The 16,814-nt window shown below is 43.5% G+C and carries 16 protein-coding genes and 6 tRNA genes; 14 read left to right on the top strand and 8 right to left on the bottom strand.

Annotation, left to right across the window (positions count from 1 at the left end; genetic code table 11):
• Positions 1 to 366 precede the first annotated feature (366 nt).
• Positions 367 to 978 (top strand): ECF transporter S component, encoded by a 612-nt coding sequence (locus LKD46_RS13150; RefSeq protein ID WP_022426832.1) that lies wholly within the window; start codon positions 367 to 369, stop codon positions 976 to 978.
• Between the two features lie 239 nt (positions 979 to 1,217).
• Here the strand turns inward: LKD46_RS13150 and LKD46_RS13145 are convergent, their stop codons facing one another.
• On the bottom strand, positions 1,218 to 1,520 hold the full coding sequence (locus LKD46_RS13145; RefSeq protein WP_242981835.1) for a helix-turn-helix transcriptional regulator: 303 nt from the start codon (positions 1,518 to 1,520) through the stop codon (positions 1,218 to 1,220).
• Positions 1,521 to 1,829: 309 nt separating this feature from the next.
• Between LKD46_RS13145 and LKD46_RS13140 the strand changes: the two genes are divergently transcribed.
• Positions 1,830 to 3,236: an MATE family efflux transporter gene (locus tag LKD46_RS13140; RefSeq protein WP_110103461.1), complete on the top strand. Its 1,407-nt coding sequence runs from the start codon at positions 1,830 to 1,832 to the stop codon at positions 3,234 to 3,236.
• On the opposite strand, the gene LKD46_RS13135 is transcribed toward LKD46_RS13140, so the two are convergent.
• From LKD46_RS13135 to LKD46_RS13125, 3 genes are all read right to left on the bottom strand, one after another.
• Entirely contained in the window at positions 3,218 to 4,360 is a 1,143-nt protein-coding gene (locus tag LKD46_RS13135; RefSeq protein ID WP_110103460.1) for an RluA family pseudouridine synthase, read from the bottom strand. The genes LKD46_RS13140 and LKD46_RS13135 overlap by 19 nt on opposite strands.
• A 65-nt stretch (positions 4,361 to 4,425) precedes the next feature.
• On the bottom strand, positions 4,426 to 5,046 hold the full coding sequence (locus LKD46_RS13130; protein ID WP_110103459.1) for a response regulator: 621 nt from the start codon (positions 5,044 to 5,046) through the stop codon (positions 4,426 to 4,428).
• 133 nt (positions 5,047 to 5,179) lie between these two features.
• Complete coding sequence (locus LKD46_RS13125; RefSeq protein WP_110103458.1) at positions 5,180 to 6,361, bottom strand: sensor histidine kinase; 1,182 nt, start codon at positions 6,359 to 6,361, stop codon at positions 5,180 to 5,182.
• A gap of 346 nt (positions 6,362 to 6,707) precedes the next feature.
• Here LKD46_RS13125 and LKD46_RS13120 point away from each other — a divergent pair, with 346 nt between their 5' ends.
• The 7 genes from LKD46_RS13120 to LKD46_RS13090 all read left to right on the top strand — a co-directional run bounded on the left by LKD46_RS13120 (position 6,708) and on the right by LKD46_RS13090 (position 13,119).
• Positions 6,708 to 7,637, top strand: coding sequence for an ABC transporter ATP-binding protein (locus tag LKD46_RS13120; protein ID WP_059086850.1), 930 nt, complete (start codon positions 6,708 to 6,710; stop codon positions 7,635 to 7,637).
• 12 nt (positions 7,638 to 7,649) lie between these two features.
• A complete protein-coding gene (locus tag LKD46_RS13115; RefSeq protein ID WP_022426839.1) occupies positions 7,650 to 8,774 on the top strand; it encodes an ABC transporter permease in 1,125 nt (374 codons plus the stop codon).
• Positions 8,761 to 9,906, top strand: a complete 1,146-nt coding sequence (locus tag LKD46_RS13110) for an ABC transporter permease (protein WP_015524317.1) — start codon at positions 8,761 to 8,763, stop codon at positions 9,904 to 9,906. The genes LKD46_RS13115 and LKD46_RS13110 overlap by 14 nt, the downstream gene beginning before the upstream one ends.
• A gap of 71 nt (positions 9,907 to 9,977) precedes the next feature.
• A complete protein-coding gene (locus LKD46_RS13105; protein WP_110103457.1) occupies positions 9,978 to 10,949 on the top strand; it encodes a D-2-hydroxyacid dehydrogenase in 972 nt (323 codons plus the stop codon).
• A 138-nt stretch (positions 10,950 to 11,087) separates the two neighbouring features.
• Positions 11,088 to 11,687, top strand: coding sequence for an NUDIX hydrolase (locus tag LKD46_RS13100; RefSeq protein WP_110103456.1), 600 nt, complete (start codon positions 11,088 to 11,090; stop codon positions 11,685 to 11,687).
• Between the two features lie 175 nt (positions 11,688 to 11,862).
• Positions 11,863 to 12,654 (top strand): uridine phosphorylase, encoded by a 792-nt coding sequence (gene udp, locus LKD46_RS13095; RefSeq protein ID WP_059085420.1) that lies wholly within the window; start codon positions 11,863 to 11,865, stop codon positions 12,652 to 12,654.
• A gap of 36 nt (positions 12,655 to 12,690) precedes the next feature.
• A complete protein-coding gene (locus tag LKD46_RS13090) occupies positions 12,691 to 13,119 on the top strand; it encodes a cytidine deaminase (protein WP_015524321.1) in 429 nt (142 codons plus the stop codon).
• A 172-nt stretch (positions 13,120 to 13,291) separates the two neighbouring features.
• On the opposite strand, the gene LKD46_RS13085 is transcribed toward LKD46_RS13090, so the two are convergent.
• Together LKD46_RS13085 and LKD46_RS13080 are read right to left on the bottom strand one after the other, a co-directional pair.
• A tRNA-Trp gene (locus LKD46_RS13085) sits at positions 13,292 to 13,362 on the bottom strand.
• A gap of 127 nt (positions 13,363 to 13,489) precedes the next feature.
• Positions 13,490 to 13,577, bottom strand: a tRNA-Ser gene (locus tag LKD46_RS13080).
• Positions 13,578 to 13,733: 156 nt separating this feature from the next.
• Here LKD46_RS13080 and epsC point away from each other — a divergent pair.
• The 5 genes from epsC (at position 13,734) to LKD46_RS13055 (ending at position 15,108) form a co-directional block, all read left to right on the top strand.
• Positions 13,734 to 14,654, top strand: a complete 921-nt coding sequence (epsC, locus tag LKD46_RS13075; protein ID WP_022426729.1) for a serine O-acetyltransferase EpsC — start codon at positions 13,734 to 13,736, stop codon at positions 14,652 to 14,654.
• A gap of 125 nt (positions 14,655 to 14,779) precedes the next feature.
• A tRNA-Gly gene (locus LKD46_RS13070) sits at positions 14,780 to 14,850 on the top strand.
• Between the two features lie 3 nt (positions 14,851 to 14,853).
• Positions 14,854 to 14,926 (top strand) — tRNA-Gly (locus tag LKD46_RS13065).
• Positions 14,927 to 14,961: 35 nt separating this feature from the next.
• Positions 14,962 to 15,032: transfer RNA gene (locus LKD46_RS13060), tRNA-Gly, on the top strand.
• A gap of 3 nt (positions 15,033 to 15,035) precedes the next feature.
• Positions 15,036 to 15,108, top strand: a tRNA-Gly gene (locus tag LKD46_RS13055).
• Positions 15,109 to 15,213: 105 nt separating this feature from the next.
• On the opposite strand, the gene LKD46_RS13050 is transcribed toward LKD46_RS13055, so the two are convergent.
• Positions 15,214 to 15,429, bottom strand: a complete 216-nt coding sequence (locus tag LKD46_RS13050; RefSeq protein ID WP_015524323.1) for a DUF378 domain-containing protein — start codon at positions 15,427 to 15,429, stop codon at positions 15,214 to 15,216.
• Positions 15,430 to 15,640: 211 nt separating this feature from the next.
• The gene (locus LKD46_RS13045) at positions 15,641 to 16,804 is read right to left on the bottom strand and encodes a DUF5067 domain-containing protein (protein WP_227574214.1); all 1,164 of its coding nucleotides are present in this window, start codon (positions 16,802 to 16,804) and stop codon (positions 15,641 to 15,643) included.
• Positions 16,805 to 16,814: the final 10 nt, after the last annotated feature.

Genomic DNA, 16,814 nt, shown 5'->3' with positions numbered 1-16,814 from the left:
CATCTCACGACTCCGTCGTTCGATGACCACCGCTGGAGTAGCCAAAAGAACAGGTGATGCAGCTTTAGCTGCGAGCCCGTGAAGAAAGCTACGGATCGGTACGCAGGTTAAAATTGATTCAAAAAAGATTAACGATCATCAATAGAACATGTATGTAGTTTTGAATATACAATCATGAAAGAGTGGCTTAAACAGCCACTTTTTTATTACCCATAAAAACTGTCCCCTAAAAAAACATAAAAATTGCCCCTTGTAATATACCCAAACAAGCGGTACTATAACATCCAAGTTATTACATTCCTACATTAATACAATCATACATTAAAGTAATAACAAAGGTAATAACGAAACGAGAGGGGAATTATTATGAACACACAGAACAACACAGTAGTTAAACTTGCAGAAACTGCGTTATTAGCAGCTTTATGTTATGTATCCTTCACATTTCTGCAGATCAAGATCCCGGTGCCGGGCGGAGACGCAACATCCATTCATATCGGAAATGCTTTCTGCGTACTTGCAGCACTGCTTCTGGGTGGCGTATATGGCGGACTTGCCGGAGCTATCGGAATGGGAATTGCAGATATCATGGACCCTGTTTATATCACAGGCGCACCGAAAACCTTTGTACTGAAATTCTGTATCGGTCTGATCGTAGGTCTTGTGGCACACAAGGTTGCAAAGATCAATGAGAGTACAGATAAAAAATATGTTTTCAAATGGAGTGTGATCGCATCTATCGCAGGACTTGCATTTAACGTAATTGCAGATCCTATCGTAGGATATTTCTACAAACAGTACATTCTGGGACAGCCACAGGAACTGGCACAGGCACTTGCAAAAATGAGTGCGGCGGCAACCTTTATCAATGCAGTTGTATCTGTAATTCTGGTAGCGATCATCTATAATGCAGTACGTCCGGTACTGATCAAAAGTCATTTGATCACAGTTACCAACAACAAAAATCAGGTTGCGTAAAACGACATACTAAAAAAATAATAGAAAACAAGAAATAACACAAGACAGCGAAATGGAAGTTAAAATCCATTTCGCTGTCTTTTTATGCGGGTATAGGATCATTTTTTATATGGTTATCCGCACATAGAAAACAAATTTCGGAACAACCAAGATCTGTTTTGACGTATCCATGGCAGTGATTGCTGCGGTACTTTCCTTCGTATTTGCGGGAAGACTGGATGGTGTAAGAGAAGGTACTGTTATTTCCGCATATTCTCCCGCACCTTCGTAGGTGTGCACCCGAAGTGCTCCTGGAACATCCGTCGAAACAGCTTATAATTGTTGAATCCATGGCGTTCCAGAATCACATGCACGGGGGCTTTCGTATTGATCAGATCTTTGTAGATAAAAGAAAGTCTGTATTCATTCTGATATTCCAGAAATGTAACCCCCATCTTTTTCTTGAAAAAACGGCAGAAATATCCAGTCTGGAGATAAGCAACACCTGCGATCTCATCCAGAGAAATAGGCCGTTTGTAATTCTCAGAAATATAATTCAGCACCAGATTCAGTCGGTCCAGATCTTTTTTCTGCCGGCTTAGATCACTTTGAAAAATTTTGACACTGAAATTGTGACACAGCTGGAATAAAAGTTCAAAGATCAGGATATTGCAGACGAGAGTCGTATGGTGGAGTAAAAAGATACAAAAAAAGCGGAGATTTATCGTTATAAAGACTATTGAAAATAAAAGAAGTTTGTAGTAAGGTAGTAGCTACAACGCTTACGAAAGGGAAGAATGTTTCAGGTGGGCAGTCTCCTTTTTGTGGAGAATTTTGGATGAAGGAAAACGAAAAACAAGGGGGAAGAATTTATGGAGAAGGTAAAAGAGAAATCTTCTTTTTTCCGAAAGTTCGTAGGAGATAAGAGGTTTTATCTGATGGTCCTGTCTATTGCAGTACCGATCATGGTACAGAACGGGATCACAAATTTTGTCAGTCTTCTGGACAATATTATGATCGGTCGTATCGGTACCGAACAGATGTCTGGAGCGGCGATCGTCAATCAGCTGATCTTTGTATATAATCTATGTATTTTCGGCGGGGTGTCCGGAGCGGGAATTTTTACAGCACAGTATTTCGGACAGAAGGATCATGAGGGTGTCCGCCAGACACTTCGTTATAAACTGTGGATGGCAGTGATTCTGACAGCGATCACCATTATACTGTTTCTGACAGCAGGGGGTTCACTGATCAGCATGTATTTAAAAGGTGACGGAACCGCACAGGAGATCAGGGATACTCTTATTTATGGGAAACAGTATTTATGGATCATGCTTCTGGGACTTCCGCCATTTATGATGGTGCAGGTCTATGCAAGTACCTTACGTGAATGCGGTGAGACCGTACTTCCAATGAAGGCCGGGATCGTGGCAGTGCTGATCAATCTGATATTTAATTATCTTCTGATCTATGGAAAATTCGGATTCCCGGAAATGGGAGTAAGAGGTGCGGCTGTTGCCACAGTGCTCTCCAGATATGTGGAAGCCTGCATTGTCTTGAGTTGGACACATAAGCATACAGAAAAGAATATTTTTGCACAGGGTCTGTATTCAACATTAAAGGTTCCGGCGAACCTGACAAAGAAGATACTTATTAAGGGAACCCCGCTGCTTCTGAATGAGACTTTATGGGCAGCCGGAGTGGCCATGCTGACACAATGTTATTCAGTCCGTGGACTGAACGTGGTTGCGGGATTAAATATTTCCAATACCATCAACAATGTATTTAATATCATATTTATCGCACTTGGAGATTCGGTAGCCATTGTTGTAGGACAGCTTCTGGGGGCAGGTAAGATGAAGGAAGCCAGAGATACGGACAACAAGATGATCGCATTTTCTGTGTTCTGCTGTACCTGCGTGGCAGCTGTGATGTTTGTAATGGCACCACTGTTTCCAAGGCTTTACAATACCAATGTTGAGGCACGTACTCTGGCGAAATATTTTATTATGCTCACAGCATTTTTCATGCCGCAGAATGCATTCTTGCATGCAACATATTTTACTTTGCGTTCCGGTGGAAAGACCATCGTTACATTTCTGTTTGACAGTGTGTTTATCTGGGTGGTAAGTGTAACGATCGCATTTACCTTAAGCCGTTTTACAGGTCTGCCTGTACTTGTGATCTACGCAATGGTCCAGGCAGCGGATATGATGAAATGTGTCATTGGATTTATCCTTGTAAAAAAAGGCGTATGGCTTCAGAATATCGTTTCATAGAATTTTTTGAAATCTTCCGGGAGGGGTGCTTCCAGGGAGATTTCTTTTTTGGCATTTTTGTCATGATGCATGGAAGCCCGGGTGTCGGAAGCAGATTCATCAATTGAAAATGGAAGTTGAAATTTAAGCTTCCATGCGTGGAGTGCAGCCCGGGAAAACGGATTCGATATGTCCGATAAACAGTACAGAGAATCACCCAGAAGAGGATGCCCGAGAGATGCCATGTGTACACGGATCTGATGGGTACGGCCGGTTTTCAAACGGAGCATTACAAGAGAAGCCGGAGCTGCTGCGTCAGGGCCGTTAGATTTCAGAACAGAATAAAGGGTTTCTGCATGTTTGCTTCCGGGAAGCGTGCCATCTGTGGATACGACCATTTTCAGACAGTTATCCGGGTCAGGTGCAAGGGGAACGGAGATCCTGTGAAAAGCTCCATCTTCATCCACAGGCATGAAACCGGAAACTGCAGCCAGATAGGTTTTCTCTGAAATCCCTTCTTCACGCTGGTTCTGTAATCTGGCGGCAGCAGTCTGGTTCCTGGCAAAGAGCAGGATACCGGAGGTTTCTTTATCCAATCGTCCGATAGACCGGACTTTGGTAGGCTCTCCTTTGGAACGGAAATAGGAAGCCACCTGGTTGGCGAGACTGTCACTGTAGTGAGAACCGGAAGGATGAGTGACAATCCCGGCAGGTTTATTTATGGCGAGGATATCCTGGTCTTCGTATATGATCGCCAACTCAGGAAGAATCTGTGACGTTGCAGCCAGTGAATGATAAATGTGAGAATTGACATCAGAACCTGCAAATTCTGAAGCTGCGGAATCAGAATATGAAATTGCGTCTGCGGAGAACTGGAAATTGTGATTGGACGAATAGACGGTAAAGGATGAAGATTCCAGCTGGGCAGAATCCACATCGTCCGCTTCCAGGCATACTATGATCTGATCCCCGGGATAAGCGGTTTCCGTTACCCGGCACTGTTGTCCGTTTTTTCGGATACCACCGGGACGGAACTTCGCCTGGCTGATCTGCTTTTTTGTAAGACCTGCCTGCGTGCGAAGAAAGCGGGAGACAGGTGCCGGAACAGCTGTTTTCGGGATATAGATAGTAAGATAGCGGTTCATTGTGAGGAATCCTCCGATTCTATTAAATTAATAAATATTTACAGGAATTTGGATGCAGGAGATTTTTACTTATGCTGATAATAAAAAACAGCAACTTGAGTCCGATCCCTCAGATGCAGTTTATCCAGAATGGAACTGAGATAATTTCGTACCGTTCCCTCACTGAGAAACAGTTCTGTGGCAATCTCCTTATTGCTGTATCCGTTGGCGATCAGCCGGATGATATCCAGCTCCCGTTCGCTGATGTTTCTGGAAGCATAATCAAATCCGTCGGAAGACTGCAGGAGTTCAGGGATTTTGGATATGATCTCTGTGCCGAATACGGTCTGTCCGGAGTAAACCGCCTGAAGAGCCGGAAGAATGCTGTTATGATCCTGCTTCAGAAGATAACCCTTTGTGCCGAGGCGGAGGGCTTTTACAATATATTCATCATCGGAAAAAGTAGTCAGAAGAAGAATCTTTGCCTCCGGAAATTCGCCCAGGATCTTTCTGGAAGCTTCCAGTCCGTCCATTCCTTTCATACGGATATCCATCAGAAGAATATCCGGAAGATACTCTCTGTACAGAGAGCAGGCTTCTTCACCATCAGAGCCGGTGGCAGTCACTTCGATATCCGGGTTTGCTTCAAGAATGGTTTTTAGTGCTCCTGCAACCAGGCAGTCGTCGTCTATGATTATAATTTTCATGTCAAAATCTCCTGTTTATGAGTTATAAAAAGTAAATTTACAGATCAGAAAAAACAGACGGATCCAATATGCCGGGAAAGTACTTTGATCAAATCAGGAAGGTTTCCGGCAAAGTGAGAAATATCTGTCTGATTCAATTAGAAACAGATTTCGGGATCGTCACAAAGATCCGAAAACCGTTCTCCTGCGTAATCTGGACCGTACCGCCCAGCGCCTTTGCACGGTCACGGATATTGGACAGTCCCATACCACCGGAAGTATTTTTGGCCTTATTGCTGTCAGATCCAGTTTGAATATCCGGAATTTCATTTTCCGGTGTCCCATTATCCTCAATGCACAATTGATAAAGTGCAGGATGCTCCCGCAGAAGAATATCCACAGAATCCGCATTACTATGCCGCATCACATTGGAAAGCCCTTCCTTTGTAATACTGATCAGACTGTATTTCACCTCTCTTGGAATCTGCCTGGACATATCATAAGTAAGATTCACCGGGCAGAAGGTGAAATCCTTTACAAGTCCTTTTATGGCATCTTCCAGATCTATCGCATCATCATGAAGATCATGTACACTGGAACGGATGCTGTTCATAGCACCGTTCAGGGATTCTTCCAGATTTCCAAGCAGAGGATCAAGAGAATCATTTTTGTTGATGGTTTTGCAGGCAGCAGTCATAAGGATAGAACGGGATAGTACATGTCCCACATTATCATGGATCTCTCTGGCAATTCTGTTTCGCTCGCGCAATGTAGCAGCATAAATCTCGTAATCCTGTTTTTCCAGAAGTGCCTTGTTTTTTTCAGAAAGAAGAAGCGTATGTTCCTCACTGTCATCCCGGATCTGATGAAAATCCTGGTAAAGAGCCTGATATTTTCCGGCATAGAGCCAGAGAAAAAATGAGAGAACGAAACCAAAAATCCCAAGCAGACAAAGAACTGCCGGAAATCTATTGATCTGAAAAACCAGAAATCCCCAAAGTGGAAGCGCAGCCACTGCCAGAGGAAAAAGCCCAGCAGATAAGGTCTGATACAGCAGCAGCGGGAAAAATAGAAGAAGATCCGAAAACCACAGGGAACATAATCCAAAGATCACATAACTTCCTGCAAGAACCGGAATGATATTTCCGGCGGGTTTCAATACTGGCAAAGAATTGTGTGAACAGGATTCTGTTTTACATACCCTGCCCAGATAAGTAATGCAGCAAAGGATCACCGCAAAAAGGAGGGCAAACACAAGAGCCTGATCTGCAGGCACATAAAAAAATGTTAAAGTACTGTATAAAAGCAATAGTATGGAATCTGTAAAATAACGCATAAAAAATATACCCTCCTTTCTCAGAATTACAGCCTTTTCCGAAAGTCAGGCAGATAACCGGCTAAAATTATCGTATCCTGTTCCGGGAGAACCCCTTTTGCTGCACAAATTTCTGAAATCAATGTGCCTTTATTATAATATACCGGTTCCTTCCCTGCAAAGAAAAATCTATCCTTCTGAAAAAGACATGACATTTGTCATTTGCAGGTGGTGACATTCAACACTTGGAGCAGACAGAAGAAAAGGATATAATGGCATCATAGAAGAAATATGAATTTCTGCGAAAAAGACATAAAAGTCCTGCTTAACGGACTGTAAAAAAGGAGGAAAACATATGCCACAGAGTATGGTCCACATAGAAAATCTGGTAAAACGATATGGTGATCTTACCGCACTGAATCATCTGGAACTGGATATCCGGGAGGGTGAGATCTTCGGATTACTTGGTCCCAACGGCTCGGGAAAGACAACGGCCATCAGCTGCCTCTTGTCACTTCTGAAATATGACAGAGGTGAAATAAAGATATTCGGAGAAGAGATGAAGCCGGACAGCTATAAGCTCAAGGAACAGATTGGGATCGTGCTTCAGAATGTAGCCGTTTTTGATGAGCTGACAGTGCAGGAAAATATCGATTATTTCTGCGGCCTTTATATACGGGACAGGAAACGGAGAAAAGAGCTGGTGGAGGATGCCATTGAATTTACAGGTCTTGAAGATTTCCGCAAAATGTACCCGAAGAAGCTTTCCGGGGGCCTTTTACGAAGATTGAACATTGCCTGCGGGATTGCCCACAAGCCAAGACTGATCATTATGGATGAGCCGACGGTAGCTGTAGATCCACAGAGCAGAAACAAGATCCTGGAAGGGATCCAGACGCTGAACCACCAGGGCTCCACCATTATCTACACATCCCATTATATGGAAGAAGTGGAGCAGATCTGTACCAGGATCGCCATCATGGATCACGGAAGAGTCATCGCTCAGGGAACAAAGGAAGAATTGAAGCAGATGATCAAAACAGGAGAGACCATCACCGTAGAAGCCATTGCCCTGGAAGAAAAAAATCTCCGGGATATCCGCACACTGGAGCATGTGTTTGATGTGCAGTATGAAAAACAGGTGCTGGTCGTGCGCTGTACCGATGCGAAGCATAACCTGATCCGTCTTCTTAATTATTTGCAAAGCCAGGATATTTCTTTTGGAAGAGTCTTTTCCGAACTGCCTACATTAAATGATGTCTTTCTGGAGATCACCGGAAAACAGCTAAGAGATTAGGAGGGATGGGAGATGTTGCATTTACTGAAATACAGTTTTCTTTCCAAGATCCGGAATTTTAACATTGTATTCTGGCCGCTGGTCTTTCCGCTTGTGCTTGGAACTTTTTTCTATTTTGCATTCGGAAATATCAATGAGGCAGATTTTCAGACGGTTCCGGTGGCAGTGGTGAAGGAAGCTTCTGCGGATACGTTTTTTATGACCTATCTGGATGAAGTGGAAAAAAGCAGTCCGGATCTTTTAAAAGCAGAAGAAATGTCGGAAAAGGAAGCGCTGGAAGCACTGCAGGATAAAAAAGTAGAAGGGATTTATTATGTGGGAAAAGAACCTTCCCTTACAGTAGCAGGAACCGGAATAGAAGAAAGTATCCTTCAGACAGTTCTCGACAGCTGTGAAAACACCAGAACGACCATCACCAATATCATGAAAAAAAATCCGCAGATGGATATGGAAACCATGAAATCCTTGTTAAGTTCCGACAGCCTGGTAAGGGAAGTCTCTCTTGGCGGCCGGACCATTGACGGAAATGTGCAGTTCTTTTACGCACTGATCGCCATGGCCTGCCTGTATGGATGCTTTATCGGATTTGGCTCTGCGATCGGGATCCAGGCCAATATCACACCTCTGGCAGCCAGAAGGTGTGTAACGCCGACCCACAAGCTGAAGCTGATCCTTACAGACCAGCTGACATCTTTTGCTCTGGGCTATGTGGACGTGATCATTCTGATCCTGTATCTCCGGTATATTCTCAATCTGGATTTTCAGGGACAGATGGGAAAAATGCTGGTGGTATCTTTTTTCGGAAGTCTCATTGGTGTATCTATGGGAATGTTTATAGGCAGCTTCGGAAAAATGCAGGAAGGCGTCAGAATCGGGCTCATGCTTGGAATCTCTATGGTAAGCAGCTTTCTTGCCGGACTGATGAACGGAAATATGAAGGATATCGTGGAAAAAAGTGTTCCGTTTGTGAACCGGATCAATCCTGCATCACTGATCTCAGATGCGTTTTACTGTATCAATGTATATGATGATATGACCAGATACTATAGAAATCTGATCACACTGGCGGTAATGTGCGTGGTGCTGGTGATGGCATCCTTTTTCATGGTCAGGAGGGAACGTTATGACAGTATTTAAAGGCTATATGAGGATCATGAAAAAAAATACAGGTCTGATCCTCCTGTATCTGGGCATTTTTTTCGGAGTGACAATGGCACTTCAGGCAGCGGCCGGTAAGGAAACTTATACCAGCTATGAAAGCGAAAAAATAAAGATCGGAGTGGTGGATAAAGACAACGGACCACTTGCAGAAGGACTGGTAAAATGGCTTGAAGGTACGCATCACGTGACCATGCTGGAGGATAACAGGGAGAAGCTTCAGGAAGAGCTTTTTTACAGAAATGTAGAATACATCGTGGTGATTCCTGAGGATTTTTATGAGAACTGTATGGTAAACGGCGAAAGTATTTCTGTGACCAAGGTGCCCGGATCTTATTCGGCATATTATGTGGATCAGCAGCTGGAGAGCTGTCTGAATACAATGCGGACATATCTGAAAGCCGGTTTTTCCCAGAAGGAAGCGGCAACAGCGATCCTGGATAAAAAAAGAGGAGAAGTCACCATGCTGGATACAGATGAAAACAGTGGTACGTCCGGATGGCTCTATTATTTCCGATATATTCCATATCTGTTTCTTGCATTACTTTGCTATGTGATGGGATATGTTCTGATGGCTTTCAAAAAAGACGATATACCAAAGAGAATGCAGGCATCTGCGATCTCTGCAAGACGACAGAGTCTGGAAGGGCTTCTGGCCATGTTTGTGATGGGTGGGGGCTTATGGGGAATCGGTATGGCTGGAGCTATCCTTATGTATGGAAAAACATTTCTCAGTTCAGAAAATTTCGGATACTATGTACTGAACACTCTGGTAATGATGGCAGTGGCACTTTCACTTTCCTATCTGATCGGTCTTTTTGTAAAAAACAGCAACATGTTAAGCGGGATCGCAAATATCCTGTCTCTTGGAATGTGCTTTCTGTGTGGTGTGTTTGTTCCCATGAATATTATGGACAGAAACGTCCTGAAGGTGTCTCAGTTTCTTCCTGTGTACTGGTATGAAAACGTAAATGAGACTCTTGGAAGTTACAGCCACCTAACAGGTGAGGCAGCTGTATCGGTGTGGAAAGGCATTGGACTGGAAGCTATGTTTGCGGTAGTTTTTGTCTGTATGATCCTGGCAGTGACCAGGTATCAGCGGCAGAAATAACAGAAAATAATAGCAGATGGCTGTTAATTATGGTAGGATATAGCTGATAAAGATGATTTGCGGAGAAAAACATGAAAAAAATACAAGTTTTAATAAAACCACAATGCAATGCAGAAATTCAAAATCAGTTTGCAACAAAATTCGGAGATCAGTGCGAATTTACATTTCAGGGCAAAGAAACTGAGGATGCGATCGCAGCAGCAGAAGTAGTGATCGGAGAGCCAGAGGAAGAAGAAATCCTGAAAGCAGAAAATCTTCGCTGGATCCAGCTGACCTGGGCCGGTGCGGACAAATATACAAAAATGAAAGCATTCCCGACAGGAGTTACATTAACCAATGCTTCCGGCGCTTTTGGAAAGATCATATCAGAATATGTGATCGGGAATATTATTGCGCTGTACCGTGAACTTCCGAACTACTGGAAGAACAAACAGAAACACCTCTGGGTACAGAATAGACCATCAGAAACCATATATGGAAAAAACATTCTCATCCTGGGAATCGGGGATATAGGAAGAAATATTGCCCATAGAATGAAAGCGTTTGAAACGCATGTGACTGGAATAAAAAGAACTGCAGTCCCGGAGCATTTGCAGCAGATGAAAGAGTTTGATGAGGTATATGATCTGACAGCGCTGGATCAGCAGCTTCAGAAAGCGGATATTGTGATCGGCTGTCTCCCGGGAACATCGGAAACAAAAGGCCTTCTGAATTACGAACGGCTGTATTCCATGAAAAAAGATGCAATTCTGGTTAATGTAGGAAGAGGAAGCCTCATTCCAACAGAAGACCTGATCAGAGTACTGGAGGAAGGCCACTTAAAAGGAGCGGTCCTGGATGTATTTGAAACAGAACCATTGCCGGAGACATCACCTCTTTGGAATATGGAAAACGTCCTTATCACTCCACACATTGCAGGACCGAGCTTCGGTGGAAACGCTGAAGTCCAGGATATGATCTGGAACATCTGCATGGAAAATATGGAACGATATCTGAATGGAAAAAATTTAAAAAATATTGTCCGGTTAAAGGATGGGTATTAAATAAAAAAGATAGTTACAAGCTCCTTCTGATAAACTGTGAAGCAGTTATCCGGTTATGAGCAAGTAGCGAAGCGGATGCTTTTATCCGCTTGACTAAAAATACATTTATGGATATTTAAGAAAGAGACAGAGTGCATAATGATAACACGCCAGAAACTGATCGATCAGATAGAAAAATACAAGCCATACAATGAGCAGGAAGAAAAAGATAAAATCCTGATCCTGAACTGGATCAGAAATAATGAGAATGCTTTTTCCAGGGAAAATGCAGTAGCCCATATGACAGCTTCTGCCTGGGTAGTAAACAGAGAACGGACGAAAGTCCTTATGGTATATCACAACATATACAATTCCTGGTCCTGGCTTGGAGGACATGCAGATGGTGAGACGGATTTACTGTCCGTTGCTGTCAGAGAAGTAAAAGAAGAGGCAGGGATTTCCAATGTTCATCCGGTGTCAGAAGAGATTTTTTCCCTGGAATCTCTGACTGTAGACGGCCATATGAAAAAAGGAAAATATGTATCCAGCCATTTGCACTTTAACCTAACATATCTCCTTGAGGCAGATTCAGAAGAGGCTGTTTCCATAAAAGCAGATGAAAACAGCGGTGTAGCCTGGTTTTCACCGGAAGAAGCATTGATGAGATCAACAGAACCGTGGTTTGTGGAACATGTTTATATTAAGCTTTTGAAGAAAATGAATCTATGTTATAATGGGATAAAGACAAAAGAGGTTTGACATTGACTGAGCAAATACGAAAATCTGACTGTAATGTAAGACAATACAGTTTTGCAGGGATCGACGGGAAGCAAGGTTAAAATAAAAGAATAAAGGACTGGATTGTATGAAAATGCAGTCTTTTTTTATTCATAAGGAATAGGTAAACTGTTAGCTGAGAAAGGGGGAAACAAACATGAAAAATTATTCAGAGGATGCGGACAGACAGTATCACATTCAGGTAGCAAAAGGAGAAGTGGGACGTTACGTTATTTTACCGGGAGATCCGAAACGCTGCAAAAAGATCGCACAGTATTTTGATGATCCGGTTTTGGTAGCAGATAACCGGGAATACGTAACATACACCGGAACACTGGACGGAGTGAAGGTAAGTGTGACATCTACCGGAATCGGCGGACCGTCCGCTTCTATCGCAATGGAAGAGCTTTATCGGTGCGGGGCTGACACATTTGTACGCATCGGAACTTGCGGTGGAATGCAGCCGGAGGTAAAAAGTGGTGATATTGTTGTTGCAACGGGCGCGATCCGCATGGAGGGCACCAGCAAAGAGTATGCACCTATTGAATTCCCGGCAGTGGCAAATCTGGAAGTGATCAATGCACTTGTGGAAGGAGCAAAGAAAGAAGGATGTGAATTCCACACAGGTGTGGTACAATGTAAGGATTCCTTTTATGGCCAGCATGAGCCGGAAACCAAGCCGGTCAGCTATGAACTGATGAATAAATGGGAAGCGTGGAAACGTCTCGGCTGTCTTGCGTCGGAGATGGAATCCGCTGCTCTTTTTATAGTGGCAAGCCATTTAAAAGTACGTGTGGGCTCCTGCTTCCTGGTGCTTGCAAATCAGGAAAGAGAAAAGCTGGGTTTGGATAATCCTGTGGTACATGATACCGATAAGGCAATCCAGGTTGCAGTACAGGCGATCCGTGAACTGATTCGTGCAGATCAGGCACAGAAAAAAGAAGAATAACGTATACATGCCTGATTCAGGAAAGGTGGGAAAATTATGGAAGAAAAACAGATCAAAGAAATGATCGATCTGGCGATCAGACAGATGGACTATTCCTATGCGCCATACTCACATTTTCATGTAGGGGCGGTACTTCTTGCAAAAAACGGTACCTATTATACCGGGTGTAACATAGAAAATGCTGCCTATACTCCAACAAACTGTGCGGAAAGAACTGCTTTTTTCAAAGCGGTCAGTGAAGGCATGAGAGACTTTCAGGCAATCTGTATCGTTGGCGGCAAGGATGGTGTTCCTACAGAGTATGCAGCACCCTGTGGAGTATGCAGACAGGTTATGATGGAGTTCTGTGATCCGGAAACCTTTCAGATCATACTGGCAGTCAGCAGAGAAAAATATGATATCTTTACGTTAAAGGAACTGTTGCCATTTGGATTTGGACCGGATAATCTGAAGAAACTGAAGTGATAAGCGCATGTGGATACGTGCAGAGATTTTCACGATATGAATGCAGTGAGAAGTAAAATATTGAAAAGTGATCGCCCGGATGTTGATATGACAGGCCGGGCGATCACTTTTTCTGCCATACAATAAAAAACGCTGAAAATCCTTAATTAAGGTTTTTCAGCGATTCTAATAGCAGGGGATGAGAGAATCGAACTCCCACCAAAGGTTTTGGAGACCCCTATCATACCATTTGACCAATCCCCTATATTAAATTGTGTTTTCATCACTGTTGCAATTATACATATAAAATATACAATTGTCAAGAGATGAGAGTGCTTTTTGTATAATAAAATATAAATAAAATTCTTCCTGTCATAAATCGGCAGAAAAGCGGAGATGGAGGGATTTGAACCCTCGCGCCGGTTGCCCGACCTACCGCATTTCGAGTGCGGACCCTTCAGCCACTTGGGTACATCTCCGGATGCAAACCTTTATTATTATATAAGGTATCCGGAGAAAGGTCAATCTTTTTTAAAACTTTTCTTTTTTGTATTATTGACGAATCTTCCAGACTATAATATGATAATGAGATAAAGTGTACAGACAGAAGTGGATGTGCAGAAATGGAGGGAATTATGAGCGATAAGAAATCAGCGATTCTCAGAGCGGCGAAGGGTCTTACTGAGAATTATGCTTCAGAAGAACTTTTTATGCCGAAGAGCGGCAGACGTCTGCCGAACCGTTCGGTGATCATTGATATAGTAAGAGATCTGAAATCTATTGTATTTCCGGGATATTTCAGTACGGATACCAGTGCTACCGTATTTCCGGAGTATTATGTGGGACACAGACTGAATGATCTTTATGACAGATTGAAGAATCAGATCGAGATCGCACTTCTTTATCACGGAGAGGAACCGGAAGAAGCAGCAGCTCATGCAGACAGAACTGCATGTGGATTTTTTGAGCAGCTTCCTGAGATCCAGAGACTGCTTCTGACAGATGTACAGGCTGGTTTTGATGGTGACCCCGCAGCCAAGAGCAAGGAAGAGATCATTTTTTCATATCCGGGATTATTTGCTATCTACGTGTATCGTCTGGCACATGTTCTTTATAAAGAAGAGATCCCATTTATCCCGCGCGTGATGTCGGAATATGCTCATGGCCGTACAGGAATCGATATCAACCCGGGAGCGACCATCGGAGAGTATTTCTTTATCGATCATGGTACCGGTGTGGTTGTAGGTGAGACTACAGAAATCGGAAATAATGTAAAACTGTATCAGGGAGTGACACTGGGAGCGCTTTCCACAAGAAAGGGACAGCAGCTTGCCAATGTAAAACGTCATCCGACGATCCGTGATAATGTAACGATCTATTCTAATTCCACAGTGCTCGGTGGTGAGACGGTTGTAGGAGAGAATACGATTATAGGTGGTAATACCTTTATCACAGAATCCATTCCTGCAAATACCAAGGTCAGTGCAAAAAGTCCGGAGCTTGTGATCAAGAAACCGAAGGCCCAGGTTTCTGCCACAAATGTATGGGAGTATTGATAAAAAATCCAATAAATAAAAAAAATAAAAAATTTCAAAAAACCTGTTGACAAATAAAACAGCATGCTATATACTAATCATCGTTGCAGCGGTCAAGCGATCGGTAATCACCGAAGCGACGATGCGCGGGTGTAGTTCAATGGTAGAACACCAGCCTTCCAAGCTGGATACGTGGGTTCGATTCCCATCACCCGCTTATGCGATAGTGGCGTAGTTGGTAACGCGCGACCTTGCCAAGGTCGAGACCGCGGGTTCGAGCCCCGTCTATCGCTCTCATCGAAGGATGAAGATTTATAATTTCATAACTGCGGGTGTAGTTCAATGGTAGAACACCAGCCTTCCAAGCTGGATACGTGGGTTCGATTCCCATCACCCGCTTGTGCGATAGTGGCGTAGTTGGTAACGCGCGACCTTGCCAAGGTCGAGACCGCGGGTTCGAGCCCCGTCTATCGCTCTTCGGAACTCTGAGGATGATCAGAGTTCTTTTTTGTTGCGAAAAAATCCTCTGCTTTATTTTTATGCAGCAGAGGATTTTTCGCGTTATGTGTTACTGCGTAGCTTATTCAGTTGTTTCACCCTGATCGATCAGAGTATAGAAGGTCAGAAGATAAAGCCCGCATAAGCCTACAAGTCCGTAGATGATCCGGGAGAGCCAGCTCATGCTTCCGAACAGGAATGCTACCAGATTAAAATTAAAGAAGCCGATCAGACCCCAGTTTATGGCACCGACCACAGCAATGGTCAGGGTGAAGTACTGCAGACATTTATTTGACATAAGTCACCATCCTTTCGTTATACAGGAAATAGTTTTTCATGGAATCGAAAAAATATACACAGGAATGAGAAAAAGAAAAACGGAAATTTCTGCCAGCCATGAAAAAATCATGAAGGAGAAATTTCCGTTTTCCTTTCATATGCAAGATAAAATGTAAATTTCCGGTTTATCGAATTTGGATCGTAAATATCCGCCAGGCGATTCCGATATCTTACTTCAGCTTCAGAATCTGAGAGGTTGTCTGTCCGCCGCTTACATTCAGAGTTTCTTTGCCCTGAAGCGTTACATCATTGGTAGTATCCTTCAGAAGAAATACCTGGCATACAGTGACGGTTTTTCCGGGATCAATGGTGCTCATGTAGTTATCTACAGCATCATCGCTGGCTTCCGGATAAGTTCCTTCCAGAACTTCTCCGTTCTGGGAAGCCTGCAGGGTGAAGTCTACAAATGCACTGGACTGGGAATCGCCGGAGTTTGTATAGTCGTAGTAGATCATCAGACAGGGATTTCCGCCGTAGTCCTTGGAAATCGCAAACTGTTTGAAACGGACGGAGAATTTGTCAGTTGTAATATCAATGGATGCACTTGTACCCTCAGCAGAGGCCGTGCTGCCTGGGGTGGAAGAATCCTCTGCAGCGGCAGAACTGCTATCTGTGCTGTCATCCGTAAGCTGGGATGATATTTCGTCTTTTACGCTTTTGAAGTTTGCGCACATAACCTTGACTGTGGTGTCATCCAGAGAAACGATCTTCCAGTCGCTGCCGATTTTGATCAGAGGATAGGTAATATCGATCTCACTGTATTTCTCATCAGCTGTGGAAGCATTTTCGGCAAGAAGTGCAGCGAGCATTTCCTGGATATCATCCTGTGTCATTTCCTTTCCGGCATAGGCTGCGACAGCAACCTTACGGGTGTATTCCTGAATAGTTGCTGCATAGATATTGGTTCCGTCAATATATTTCATGTGAACCGTTATCCTGGCAGTTCCGTTCTGGATGTCAAATTTGTTTTTGGTGATCTTGTAGGTCATTTTTTTGTTGACGGTAGTGAAGAAATCTGTGTAAGCAGAATCACGGATATCTGCATCATCCAGAGCACTGAGATCATGACTCTGGAGAAGGTTCTCCATTGTGGTAAAATCCATGTTCTGCATGCCTGTGAGAAATTCTTCTGTGGCTTCTACCGGTTTATGGCGCTGCATCATATACCAGGCGGTTCCGCCGGCTGCGGCAGCGATCAGAAGGATGATCAGACAGATCACAAGAGGCTTTTTGCTTTTTTTCTTTCTGTGGGGAGTGTCGTCTTCAAAATCATTGGAGATCAATGATCTGGAGAGCTCATCGTCATAAAAATCATTATTGTCTTCTGTATTCATTATTCCTCCT

This window comes from Blautia fusiformis, from assembly GCF_020686995.1.
In the GTDB taxonomy this organism is placed as follows: Bacteria; Bacillota; Clostridia; order Lachnospirales; family Lachnospiraceae; genus Blautia_A; species Blautia_A fusiformis.
Note: the sequence above shows the minus strand (reverse complement) of the source record. Positions and strands in the feature narration are given on the sequence as shown.